Here is a 13,568-nt window from a genome sequence, read left to right on the forward strand (position 1 = left end):
GAAAATGAAATGAATCGGGAGAGTTGATACTACATTCGAACTGTTGCATTCAGTTAAACCAATCATTTAGATTACGTTATTCCATATTTGTTATGCGTTATATCCCTCCCATCATAGAGTTATTAAAATAAAGATATAAGATAGAGAGCTCATTCGAGCGCTAAACCAACCAGATACCGGAGGGAAACAGCATGGGAACCATAGTAAACAAACAACCCATCGTAACCGAGAACGTTAAGCCCAATCAACCTGAACGAGAAATCCCGACACGCAGATTACTTGGAGACTCCATGGGTCAATTTGGTCTTAACATCTCCAGCGGCTTGCTTGGCTTAATTACGTATTATTATACCGATGTAGTCGGTGTATCCGCTGCAATTGTCGGTACAGTACTACTGTTAACTAAAATATTGGATGCGTTTGCAGACGTAGGAATGGGAGTGCTTGTGGACCGCACCAAGTCGAAATACGGGCAGGCTCGTCCATGGCTTCGTTGGATGACCATCCCGATGTTCGTCTCGCTGCTGCTCGTGTTTTCTGTTCCCGACATCAGTCCGACAGGAAAAATTATATATGCTGTCGTGACCAATCTTATCTTCTATCTTTTCGTATATACACCAACATCTATTCCTTATTCAAGCCTGATGGCACTAACGACACGTAACAACTATGAACGTTCATTGATGGGCATTTTCCGCTCCGCAGGAGGATATTTGTCCGGTATGATTGTTGCCATTGCTTTCATTCCCGTGGTAACAGCTATGGGGGGAGGAAGAAAGGAATGGACGATCTTATCCGGTGTATTTGCTGCCGTTGCTGCCATCGGTATATTCGTTGCCTTTTTATCCAACAAAGAAAAGTATAATAATGTTCAATTGGATGAACTTGGTTTTTTCCAGGATAAAGTTCCGCTGTCACAAGGCCTTAAAATGTTGTTTGCAAATAAGTACTGGGTTCAAATCCTCATCGTGATGACAGTTGTAAATATTTTGTTTGCTCTTAACGTAGCCGCAGGAAGCTATTTTGCCAAATACATTTGGGGAAATGTCAGCCTGGTTGGTTTGATGGGGGCAATCGGTTTGATACCCGTTATTATCGGGTTTTCACTCTCTGGACCTTTCATCAAACGTTTTGGGAAACGGAATACAGCCTTGGGCGGCATTATTATAGCGTTAATCGCGGCTGTGATCAGACTGATCTCACCGGAAAGCATTATTCTGGGACTGGTCTGCTCCATCTTTCAGGCTCTTGGCACGATTCCGCTTATGGCCGTGGGTACAGCTCTGACGACGGATACGATCGAATACGGGGAATGGAAGTTCAATAAACGTCTGGTTGGATTGACCAATAGTGTTATCGCATTTGGTTCCAAAGTAGGAACAGCAGTTGGAACCGCTATGATCGGTTGGCTGCTTGCATTAGGAGGATATGTCGAGCAGGCTGCTACACAGGGAGCAGGAGCTAAACAAGCGATTATTGCCCTGAACATTTACGTTCCTATTTTCATTTTGCTTATTCTTGCTGTGGCCTTGTATAAATATAAGCTTGATAAAGAATATCCTAAGATCATTCAAGAATTGGATGCCCGAAAACAAGCCTGATTCATTAGAAAAAGAAGCTCTCCCATAAGGGAAAGCTTCTTTTGTTGTAAACCGTTTTAAATACATTCAAATTAGAAGTTAAACTCTACTGACTCAAGATAATTAATGCAATATTAGGATTATTTATTCTGACGCACACCATGGCTGCTCTGCTGCCTGAAGTGAGCAGGTGTAATATTTAAGGATTTTTTGAATACGGTCTGGAAGTGACTTTGGCTGGAAAAACAAAGATAGCTGCTGATTTCGCTAATTGGTTTGTTCGTATAAACAAGCAAATTTTGAGCTTCCTTTAGCTTGCAATCCATAATAAATTGATGCAGGCTTTTACCGATCTTTTTTTTGAAAGTAGTTGAGAGGTAGGTACGACTGTAACCGAAATGTTTTGCCACGTGATCAACGGTCAAATTCTGATGCACATTATTAAAAATATATTGAATCAGACTTCGCATGCTTACGTCATTTTCTGTATCGTACCTTGCGGCTTGGACCCTCCTGGCTAAATTAAACAATGCTTCTTTCATAAAATTTTGAATGGATTCAGGAGTCGATAATTGTTCAATCTCTTGGAGATAGAGGTCGGATAACTGAAAAGCAACTTCTGTGTCTAATTGACCTCGAATGGCGGCTCGTGTAGCCAGTGCAATCGCAACGATAGACGTATTTTTCGTCTGACGAATAGTGTTGCCAGCGGTCATACCCTCATGGACCATAAATGGCTGTTCCAAAAATTGTTTAAGGCCAACCTCATTACCGTTCTCAATGTAATAACACATCCGGTTTTCAATCTCGTAGGAATTGTTAAAATATAAGTTTTCTTTATTCTCGTAAATTCGTTTTGTTTGCTCGTTGTTAATTTCCTTCATTGAATTCTTTTGAAGTAAGTCCAAGTAACTCATCTCTTGGCCGTTCACAAAATAATGAATGGTCACAAGATGATTTAGAAATTGCTGCAGCGGCATTGGTATGATCTGCTTTAGAAAACTTTCGAAGTTTGCTTCATCTTGACCGGAAACGACAAAGGCTTTTTTAGCGATACGCAGTGTGTCTTTCAAATAAGGTGTTTGACTGACGGGTCCGACAAGAATGACATGGCCCGGAAGGGAGCTAACTTTGATCGCACCATAATAAGCAAAGAAGGAAGTAGACAAATATGTAACCTCTTCGTGTGAAAGCAGAAGCTCAGAGAGATACTCAAGTGGCGGATGAGTTAATTCGCTCTGAGCAGGATGACTAAATTTATGGTGCTGATGGTTATACAAATACGTCGGAATCAATGTAGATTGGTATAGAAATTTCAATGTTTTTTGTAAGCTCTTCAACAAAATTTCCTCCAGTATAAACGAATGAATGGAGTGCCAGCATTCTAATTATTCATTTCAAAATAGCAAACTCGTCCGAGACAGTCAATATATTTTAAGAACAAATCTGAAATTTGAAGTACATATATGAAAGATAGCACTTCCATTATGGAATACAATAAATCTTAACTAATGCATCCGTAGCGAAGGGAGAAGAATCATGCAGACCGTTAATGAACTAATTGAACGTATGACGGTAGAAGAAAAAGCGGCTTTAATGGCTGGTGTGGATTTCTGGAAAACAAATTCAATCCCGAGATTATCCATACCATCTATATATATGACGGATGGGCCTTGCGGCTTACGCAAACAAGGAGAAAAGGCAGACCATCTCGGTCTAAACAACAGTGAGGAGACGACATCATTTCCCACAGGAGTTACGCTTGCTGCCAGCTGGAACCCGGATAATATTCGAAAGATGGGTGCAGCTATTGCGAAGGAGTGTCACCATTTCGGGGTTAATGTTCTCCTTGGTCCTGCGGTTAACATTAAAAGAAATCCCAAGTGCGGCAGAAACTTCGAATACTTCTCTGAAGACCCTTACCTCTCGGGAATTCTGGGCATTGCTTTTGTCGAGGGAGTTCAAAATGAGGGAATTGGAGTCTCACTGAAACATTTCGCTGTAAACAACAACGAAAATTATCGTTTCATGGGAGATTCTGTGTTGGATGAGCGTGCATTACGTGAGATCTATCTCAGAGCATTTGAGCGAATTGTCAAAGACACGAGACCGGTAACTGTAATGAGTGCATACAACAAAATCAATGGTATCTTCTGCTCGGAAAATCACAGACTATTGACTGAAATTCTAAGAGAAGAATGGGGTTTTGATGGTGCGGTGATCAGTGACTGGGGTGCAGTATCTGATCGGGTAGATGGCATTAAAGCGGGAATGGATCTGGAGATGCCAGGTGATTGCGAATATTTTAGAAAGTCAATTATAGATGCAGTTGATAGTGGTGAATTACCGATTTCTTCGCTGGATCAGTCGGTGAGCAATATTTTGAATCTGATTCGGCGTACACACGATATTCAGTACGGCCTTGCTTTTGACAGAGAAAAACATCATAACCTGTCAGGTGAAATCGCAGCCGATAGTGCTGTTCTTATGAAAAACGACGGCATCCTGCCATTAGATCCATCTCAAAACTATGTTGTCATTGGTGAATTGTTTGAGAAGATGCGTTTTCAGGGGGCCGGAAGCTCTTTGATCAACCCGAGCAAGCTTACTTCGCCAAAAACTGCTTTTGATCAACGCGGCATCCGATACGATTATGCAAGTGGCTACAGAGAGTCCGAGTTTGAATCTGAACCGGAATATGTTAGTTCAGCTATGGCAAAGGCGCAGTCGGCTGATGTTGTCTTATTCTTCGCAGGACAAACCGATTATACAGAAAGTGAAGGCTATGACCGGGAGTCGATGACATTACCTGCTAATCAACTTGCTCTCCTGCGCAAGCTGGTCCAGCTGAACAAAAAAATTGTTCTTGTATTATTTGGGGGTTCACCTGTCGAATTGCCTTTTGAAGATGAGGTTCATGCAATTTTGAATATGTACTTGCCTGGTCAAGCGGGAGGTGAAGCTGCGGCTCAACTCCTTTTCGGAGAAAAAAGTCCTTCCGGAAAGCTCGCTGAGACATGGATGAACAGTTATACAGACGTACCCTTTGGTGAACAGTTTGTGCAGCAGAAGTCAGAGCTTTACAAGGAATCCATCTATGTAGGCTACCGCTATTATGATTTTTTGCAAGGAAAAGGTGTACGCTATCCGTTTGGTCATGGACTTAGTTATACACAGTTTGCTTATGAATCGCTGCAAATCCAGCAAGATTCAGAAACGTTCATCGTCACATGTGAAATCTCGAATACAGGGCAGATGGAGGGCGGAGAAATCGTACAGGTATATGTTGCAAACCCAACCTCAGATGTGTTTAAGCCTACCAAGGAACTTCGTGCTTTTGGCAAAGTATATTTGAAGCCAGGTGAAAAAAAGCAAGTGAAAATGAAATTTACTCTAAATGATCTCGCTTACTATCATGTGGACCGGAAAGAGTGGGTTGTAGAAAATGGGGATTATCAGGTCTTGGTTGCTGCTTCCGTAGCAGATATTCGCTTGTCAGCCAGCATTTCTATCACCAGCCAGCCTGTTATTGCAAGCCCGTATTCTCGTGAACAATTAAAGCATTACTTTTCTCCCCATTTGTTATCCCAAGTGAGCATGGAAGAATTTGAAATTCTACTTGGCAGGAAAGCAACAGAATCAACTAACAGAGAATTAACGAAATATACGCTGGATTCCAGATTGGATGAGTTGCGGGAATCCTTTATAGGAAATTTATTTTATACATTTGTTATCGGTATTGGCAAAAAACAGTTCAATCGATCACAGAAGATGCCTGAAGGTCCAGAGCGGGATATGCAGCGCAAAAATGGCATGTTTCTGATGAAAATGATGCCGAACAACAGCATTCGTTCCATGTCGGTATCGAGTACAGGCCGTTTTGGCTACCATATCGCAGCCGGGCTGATTGACATACTGAATGGTCAGATCATGCAAGGCATCAAACGAATGCTTCGAAAAGAACGTTTGGCCCCTCTGCCGAAGGACCAGAATTGACTATATCTTAAATCACGAACATACAGGAGGAAACAACATGAGTCAGACCATGATCAGCAAAAAACGTGTTTTTATTACTGGTGCATCCGGTGGCATGGGACAGGAAAGCTTGAAAAGAATGATCAAAGACAGCCATCTGTATGACATTGTTACGTTGTGTCTGGATACGGAAAAGGATCGCAAGGCCCTGGAGCCTTATCAAGAGTTAAAAGAAGTAACGATAAAGTATGGAGACATACTGGACTATGAAAAAGTGCTTGAATGTGTCAAAGACGTAGATTTGATTCTTCACATTGCTGCATTTGTATCGCCTGCTGCAGATTATTTCCCCAAGAAAGCTATGGAAATTAATTACGGTGCCGTCAAAAATCTGGTAAGTGCTATATACGAACATGGCCAAGAGGACCATACCAAGCTGGTATTTATCGGAACCATCGCAGAGACCGGCGATCGCATGCCACCTATCCATTGGGGACGAGTAGGTGATCCCCTTAAACCAAGCATGTTTGACTATTATGCCGTTTCTAAAATCGCAGCCGAACGTCTTGTGATTGAATCCGGGCTCAAATATTGGGTAAGCCTGCGCCAAACCGGAATTATGGGACCCGCCATGAGTAAAATTATGGATGCGATTATGTTTCACAACTGTCTGGACAACGTCCTGGAGTATGTATCCGATCGTGACTCCGGCAGAATGATGGAGAATTTGTGCAATTATGAGTTTACAGGCAAGCTGCCAGAGGATTTCTGGTGTCATGTTTACAATATAGGAGGCGGGGAATCCTGCCGTGTCAGTACCTATGAGATGTACCAAAAACTATACGGGGCAATTGGTTTCAAAAACCTTGACCATGTGATTAATCCGAAATGGTATGCCACTCGTAATTTTCACGGACAGTACTACCTCGATTCGGACAAGCTAAACGATTATTTGCATTTCCGTCAGGACGGGATGGATTATTTTTATCGTTGTTACCTTGAAAATCTGGGTTCTCAGGCAACGGCAGCAAAAATTCTGTGTAAACTGCCGTTTGGGGAACGAATCATGGGAACTGTCATGAAAAAAATGTTTGAAAAGCCGGCCAGAACGGAACATGGCACATTGCGGTTTATTGAAGAAAATGTGGAAGACCACATTGATGCGTATTGGGGTAGCAAAGAGGCATGGAACAGCATCCCTGATAAATTAAGCGAGTTCCAGCATTTCGAAGACTGGAACACCGTAGTTCATATTGATCATGGATACGATGACACCAAACCTGAGCGGGATCTCGGAATTGATGATGTAAAGTCAGCCGCTGCATTTCGGGGAGGACAATGTTTGTCCTCAGAGATGGAAAAAGGAAACTGGAGAAATAAATTGAGTTTTACGTGTGCATTTGGACATACATTCCAAGCCAGTCCGAAACTGGTGCTGCATGCTGGCCATTGGTGCCCTGAATGTGAACGTGAGAGTTGGAATTATGCTGAACGTGCAAAAGTAGATCCATTTTTTGCACAAGTATGGACTCCGTTACATGCTCCGACTGAGACCAGAGTTTACAAAAAAATAGTTTCCGAGCTGGATGTGTAATATTTTGACAAGGCAGGAGTGACCTCAATGTTAATGCTATCTTCCATAAAGATCAACGGATTGGAATCCGGCTGTATTACAGATCATGCACCCGTGATTTCGTTTGCACTTTCTTCGGATCGAGCTGGAGAAAGGTTGCATGAAGCCGTCATTGAAGTTGGTGATTGGCGTGTGACCACCTCAGATCAGATTAACAATCTTTACACCGGGCCGCTAAAACCGCATACGGAATATCATGTCAGGATCATAGCAACCGGAACCAGTGGAGAACAGGCAGAGCATTTTGCTTTATTCAAGACAGGCAGAATGGGTACAAAATGGTCTGCTCAATGGATTACCGATATGTCCTACGCTTTCCCTAAAAAGGTTTCTCCTGTACCTATGACTTTTCGCCGTAACTTTGAACTCACGCGGACGGTGACAAGGGCGTGGATAAACGTAACGGCACTGGGGGTATATGAACTTGCTCTGAATGGTGAAAAGGTGGGAGAAGATTACTTTGCTCCAGGGTTTACTTCATATGATCATCAGATCCAGTACCAGACCTATGATGTTACACATCAACTGAAATCATCGAACGCAGTCACAGCTGTAGTAGCAGGGGGATGGGCTGTCGGTTCATTTAATTATGTTCGCAAAAATAAAATTAGTGCTGATCGTCAAGCATTATTGCTGGAATTGTACATCGAGTATACAGACGGTACATCAGATTTAATCGTTACTGATCCAACGTGGGAAGTTACTCTGGATGGAAACTATCGTATAGCAGAATGGTATGACGGGGAACATTATGATGCCACCATTAATCTTGACCATGTACATTGGAAGCCGGTAGACGTAACCCGCCCTCGCAAAAATCCGGAACTATTGGCTCAGTATGGCCTGCCCGTGCGTGTACAGGAAGAATTGAAACCGGTATCCCGCACAGTAGCACCGAGTGGTGAAATCATCTATGATTTTGGTCAAAACTTTGCAGGCGTTATCACAGCCAAAATTGTAGGAAAACACAATCAAAAGATTGTGTTCCGACATGCTGAAGTATTGGTAGATCAGGAGCTGTTCGTAAAATCTTTGCGTACCGCGAAGGCTGCTGCGACATATGTTTGTGTGGAAGGAGAACAAACGTATTCACCTCGGTTGACTTATATGGGGTTTCGTTATGTTGGTTTGACCGGGATAGATCCGGACCAGATTGAACTGTCGGCTTACGTATTGCATTCTGATTTCAAGGAGATTGGTCATTTTTCATGTTCCAATCCACTGTTAACACAGCTTCAGAGTAACATTCGATGGGGTGGGCGCTCCAACTTTGTTGATATTCCAACAGACTGTCCGCAACGGGATGAACGTCAGGGATGGACAGGGGATATTGCTGTTTTTGCTTCAACAGCTTGTTTTAACTTTGACATGAGCCGATTCTTTGATAAATGGTTGATGGATATGCGTGCAGAGCAATCCAAAGGTGGCGGATTTCCTATGGTTATTCCCCGAGGTGGAGATCACTGGCCTGCAATGGCTAATTCATGCTGGGGAGACAGCAGTATTCTGGTCCCTTGGGCTGAATACTTGGCACGCGGCAATAAACAGGTTCTTGAAAAACAATATGATTCCATGAAGAAATTTCTAAAAGCAGCGAAATGGTGGTCTTCTTTCCTAGCCGTCTCGCCTGCAGATCGTTATGTTTGGCGTTTCCCGTTCCATTTTGGCGACTGGGCTGCACCGGAAGGAGATGCCAAAGCATGGATTAAAAAAGGAAAATGGGTAGGCACCGCTTATTTCGCTAACTCGTGTGGCATTATGGCCAAGATTGCTTCCATTCTAGGTCACACCGAAGATGTATCCTATTACTACGATTTAAGAAAAAAAAATTATTACCGCGTACCGGAATGTATTTACTGATAAACAGGGGAAGATGAAAGAAGAATTTCAGACGGCCTATGTGCTCCCCCTTCATTTTGGTATGACGGAAGGTGAGGAAACAAAGCAAATGGTGAATAATTTGACTCGATTAATTCACGAAGCTGGAAATCACCTTACAACAGGCTTTACCGGAACCCCTTATCTGCTATTTGCCCTCTCTGACAATGGACAGCTTGACGCTGCATATGAACTGCTGTTACAGGAGGAATGTCCATCCTGGCTATACGAGGTGAAGGCTGGAGGGACAACGATCTGGGAACGCTGGGATGCACTCAGACCTGATGGAACTGTAAATATTGAGGAACTAAGCGGCAATAAGTCAGCAGAAGAATCGAATGGAGGAATGGTTTCCTTTAATCATTACGCGAATGGAGCTGTGGGCGATTGGCTTTATAAAAGGCTGGCAGGTCTGGAGCCCACCAGTGGCGGATATCAGACTTTCCGAGTCGCTCCTATGATTGGCGGAGGTATTACATGGGCTAAAGCCTCTACAGTTACACCTTACGGCCTGGCAAGTGTAGACTGGAAACGGGATGAACATCTATTCCATGTTGAGGTTACAGTTCCCGTTTCTACAACATGCTCTTTGCACATGCCCAATGGAGAGATACACATTTTGACGAGTGGACAGCACAGCTTTCAATGCTCCTTGAGTACAAACGCTCTTGCCAAAAATAGTTATAAAGAGCAGCCTGTCGTACATTAGGTTGGCCCATAGAACGATATACGTAATGAAGTCGCCGGTATGGCGGCTTTTTTACGATAAGCATTTTCAACTATAAGTTAAGAAAACGCTATTCATCCTTTGTATTGCATTATATCCTGCAGACTTGTATGCGCTTACAATAAATCCAGCAATACTATTCTACATCAGACATGAGGAGGTCTCATATGGAGTTGGCAGCCCCAAAAAAGGAAAAAATGAAAATCAATAGACGAGGAGATCGCTGGCAGCTCTACCTAATGTTAAGCCCCGCCGTACTATTGGTTCTTGTATTTGTTTACATGCCCCTGGGCGGACTAGTCATGGCGTTTCAGGATTACAAACCTTATCTGGGGATAACGGGATCCGAATGGGTAGGCATGGAACATTTCAAATTTCTATTTGAATATCCAGACAGCGTGCAAGTCATCTGGAATACACTTCGGATCGCGGTGTTAAAACTGGTTTTTGGTTTTATTTCGACGATGGGCTTTGCACTGCTGATTAATGAAGTCCGCCGCAAAGTATTAAGAAGTACCGTTCAGACATTTGTTTTTCTCCCACACTTTCTTTCATGGGTTGTTCTAGGCGGCATTTTTATTGAGCTTCTTAACCCGGACAGCGGTCTTGTTAATCAGGCACTGCAGGCATTAGGACTCAACCCCATCTTCTTTCTAGGTGATAACAATTGGTTTCTGTTTACAGTGGTATCGAGTGAAGTGTGGAAAGAGTTCGGATATGGTTCCATCATTTTCCTCGCGGCCATAGTTGGAATCAATCCAGCACTGTATGAAGCAGCTCAGATTGATGGAGCAGGCAAATGGAAACAAATGCTGCATATCACTTTACCATCTCTAATTCCAACAATAGCTGTGGTACTAACACTTTCACTCAGTCAAATACTGAATGCAGGCTTTGATCAAATATTTAATTTATATAACCCTCTGGTATATGAAAAAGGTGATATCATCGATACTTTTGTTTATCGGATCGGTCTGATTGATGGCAACTACAGCTTCTCTACTGCAATCGGTTTATTCAAGTCCATCGTCAGTCTGATTTTAATTCTGGGTGCATACCGGATTGCCTACAAAGTAGCTAACTATAAAATTTTCTAAGGTGGGATCTTATGCAAGTGATGTCTACGCCTCAGCGCTGGTTTCAGACATTTAATAATGTACTCATGATATTACTGGCACTAATTTGTGTTATACCGTTGCTTCATGTTGTTGCGATATCGCTAAGTTCAACAGAAGCCGTTATGGCAAACAGAGTTACTTTTTTTCCGATCAATATCACCTTTAACTCCTACATGAAAGCACTTGAAAACCCGGTTTTCCTGCCAGCGATATGGATTTCAATACAGCGTACGGTGTTAAGCCTGGTACTTGGACTTATGATCAACTGTATGGCAGCTTATGTGTTATCCAAAGGCAGCGGGAGAGACGGCATTGCTGGATACAACCTGTTTGTAGGCCTGTTTGTGGTTGCCATGTTGTTTAATGGCGGTCTGATTCCTACCTATCTGCTCGTCACCAAAATTGGCTTGTATAATTCCATCTGGGCACTTGTGCTTCCAGGTTTGGTCAATGTCTTTTATCTCGTTCTCATCATGAATTTCTTCAAAGCATTACCGAAGGAGATCGAAGAATCTGCTTTTATGGACGGAGCCAATCATTGGCAGGTATTTTTCAACATGTTTCTGCCGCTATCCTTGCCTGTCCTTGCAACCGTAGGACTATTTATGGTGGTGAACGACTGGAATGAATGGTTTGCGGGCTCCATTTATATGAGGGGAGACAATGTTCCACTCAGTACGCTCCTCAAATCTCTAATTGCTGTACCGGTTGTCGATGCCAGCAATGTGAATGACATTGCGAAGATTAACAATCGTTCTATTCGGGCAGCTCAGGTCTTAATTGGGGCAATACCGATTTTGCTCATCTATCCTGTGCTTCAAAAGTTTTTCACAGCCGGGATTGTGATCGGTGCAGTAAAAGAATAATTCACATGGGGGAAAGAGCATGAAAAAACAAAGAAAAATGATCTGGGGATGTCTACTTCTTGCGATGAGTTTTAGTCTGTTAGCCGCATGCAGCAATAAAGAAGAGGCAGCCAAATCGAATGGACCTGCAAAAGAAATTACGATTGTGAATGGAAAAATCGAGCCTGCGGTATCGGTAACAATGGTAAGAAGCGAGGACCCTACAGTCAAATTCAAAAATGGTGAAAACTACATGGACAATGTCCATACCCGCTGGGCCAAAGATACGCTCGGCGTAGAAATGAAAACGTTATGGACATCCTCTTCAGTAGACTACGACACCAAGTTGAAGCTAATGTTGTCTTCCGGGGACCAGATGCCTGATTTATTCGTAGCTAACTCAAGCCAATCCAACACAATCAATACTTTTATTGACTCAGGAAAATTGCTTGACGTAACAGAAGCATTCGACAAATACGCATCGGATACCTGGAAAGCAGCTGTCGCAGAGGAGCCAACAGCTTGGTATCCGTTCATGAAGGATGGCAAAAAATTTGCCATACCGGTACTTCGCCCTACGGCTGGAACACAGTCTGTACTTTGGATCAGACAGGATTGGCTGGATAAGTTAAACCTTAAAGCGCCAACGACATTGGATGAGCTAGAGAAGGTGATGGATGCTTTTGTGAATCAAGATCCTGATGGCAATGGAAAAAAAGACACTTTAGCTCTGGAACTTGCGATGAAAGATCAAGTTGTCGGCTCACCTATGGGTGATACTTCATGGTTCTTTGGAATGTTTGGAGCTATACCGGAACGCTGGTATCCAGACACCGATGGTAACCTTAAGTATGGATCCATTCAACCAGAGATCAAGTCAGGTTTGAGCAAACTCAATGAGTGGATGAACAAGGGATACATTGCGAGTGACATTGCTCTGCACGATTTTAATAAAGTAGCCGAGAACGTTGCCTCCGGAAAAGTGGGTATGCTGGGCGGAGAAAACTGGATGATGGTTTATCCGGGATCGATGCTGCTGGCATCCAATCCCAATGCGATTTATAATCCATATCCGATTCCTAAGGGAGCAGATGGAAAAAACATGCGAACAATCGCGGATCCATACACGAGTGCGATCCTGATCAATAAGGATATTTCAGAAGAAGCTCTACAGGCGTTTTTCCATTATCAAAATGCATTGTACGAGGCATATAACTCAGATGATCCATTGCTATTCAAGGGTTTTCAGGATGGATACGATTATGTGATTGAGAATGGCAAAGCTGTTATGGATGAGAGTAAAATTACAGGTGGCAAAGTTTCAACGATGAAATACACGATTACGGGCTCGGACGCCGTGTATCCTTCCAAACGGTTGGAAGCCAATGTTAAAATGGCTAAAAACGAAACATTGAGTAATCAAGAGTTAGCTGCACTGGCACCAACAGGTATTCTTGGCAATGACACATCAAATCCTTTGGAGGCCTTTTCTTCAAAAGCTTTGCTGGTTGCCATGGATCAAAGTGATATCGATGTACCAGAGTATTTCCAAGGTCCTTCTACCAAAACGATGCTTTCCAGGCAGGAATTATTAACCAAAATGCAGATCGACTCCTATATTGAAATTATTTATGGCAAAAAGCCCGTCGATGAATTCGATTCATTTGTCGCAAAGTGGAAATCATCTGGAGGAGATAAAATTATTAAGGAAGTAAATGAGTGGTATGACACGGTGAAGCAATAATAAGCCAGAGAAAAGGCACTTGGATTAAAACAATCCAGGTGCCTTTGTTTTGATGCGAATTATTGGTT

The 13,568-nt window shown here is 42.8% G+C and carries 9 protein-coding genes; 8 read left to right on the forward strand and 1 reads right to left on the reverse strand.

Annotated features, from left to right (window positions below; all coding sequences use genetic code 11):
* Window positions 1-191: 191 nt before the first annotated feature.
* Window positions 192-1,601: an MFS transporter gene (locus FS818_RS07960; RefSeq protein WP_145331168.1), complete on the forward strand. Its 1,410-nt coding sequence runs from the start codon at window positions 192-194 to the stop codon at window positions 1,599-1,601.
* A 119-nt stretch (window positions 1,602-1,720) separates the two neighbouring features.
* Here FS818_RS07960 and FS818_RS07965 read toward each other — a convergent pair whose 3' ends face one another.
* The gene (locus FS818_RS07965; protein WP_145331170.1) at window positions 1,721-2,920 is read right to left on the reverse strand and encodes a helix-turn-helix domain-containing protein; all 1,200 of its coding nucleotides are present in this window, start codon (window positions 2,918-2,920) and stop codon (window positions 1,721-1,723) included.
* Between the two features lie 199 nt (window positions 2,921-3,119).
* Between FS818_RS07965 and FS818_RS07970 the strand changes: the two genes are divergently transcribed.
* The 7 genes from FS818_RS07970 (at window position 3,120) to FS818_RS07995 (ending at window position 13,500) form a co-directional block, all read left to right on the forward strand.
* On the forward strand, window positions 3,120-5,576 hold the full coding sequence (locus tag FS818_RS07970; RefSeq protein ID WP_145331172.1) for a glycoside hydrolase family 3 C-terminal domain-containing protein: 2,457 nt from the start codon (window positions 3,120-3,122) through the stop codon (window positions 5,574-5,576).
* Window positions 5,577-5,613: 37 nt separating this feature from the next.
* A complete protein-coding gene (locus FS818_RS07975; protein ID WP_260984737.1) occupies window positions 5,614-7,149 on the forward strand; it encodes an NAD-dependent epimerase/dehydratase family protein in 1,536 nt (511 codons plus the stop codon).
* A 27-nt stretch (window positions 7,150-7,176) separates the two neighbouring features.
* Window positions 7,177-9,048, forward strand: a complete 1,872-nt coding sequence (locus tag FS818_RS07980) for a family 78 glycoside hydrolase catalytic domain (protein WP_222128808.1) — start codon at window positions 7,177-7,179, stop codon at window positions 9,046-9,048.
* Window positions 9,049-9,061: 13 nt separating this feature from the next.
* Window positions 9,062-9,775: an alpha-L-rhamnosidase-related protein gene (locus FS818_RS29075; RefSeq protein ID WP_222128809.1), complete on the forward strand. Its 714-nt coding sequence runs from the start codon at window positions 9,062-9,064 to the stop codon at window positions 9,773-9,775.
* 185 nt (window positions 9,776-9,960) lie between these two features.
* The gene (locus tag FS818_RS07985) at window positions 9,961-10,890 is read left to right on the forward strand and encodes an ABC transporter permease (RefSeq protein WP_397351726.1); all 930 of its coding nucleotides are present in this window, start codon (window positions 9,961-9,963) and stop codon (window positions 10,888-10,890) included.
* 11 nt (window positions 10,891-10,901) lie between these two features.
* On the forward strand, window positions 10,902-11,777 hold the full coding sequence (locus FS818_RS07990) for a carbohydrate ABC transporter permease (protein WP_145331174.1): 876 nt from the start codon (window positions 10,902-10,904) through the stop codon (window positions 11,775-11,777).
* A gap of 19 nt (window positions 11,778-11,796) precedes the next feature.
* A complete protein-coding gene (locus FS818_RS07995) occupies window positions 11,797-13,500 on the forward strand; it encodes an extracellular solute-binding protein (RefSeq protein ID WP_145331176.1) in 1,704 nt (567 codons plus the stop codon).
* Window positions 13,501-13,568 lie beyond the last annotated feature (68 nt).

Source organism: Paenibacillus xylanexedens (assembly GCF_007680605.1).
In the GTDB taxonomy this organism is placed as follows: Bacteria; Bacillota; Bacilli; order Paenibacillales; family Paenibacillaceae; genus Paenibacillus; species Paenibacillus xylanexedens_B.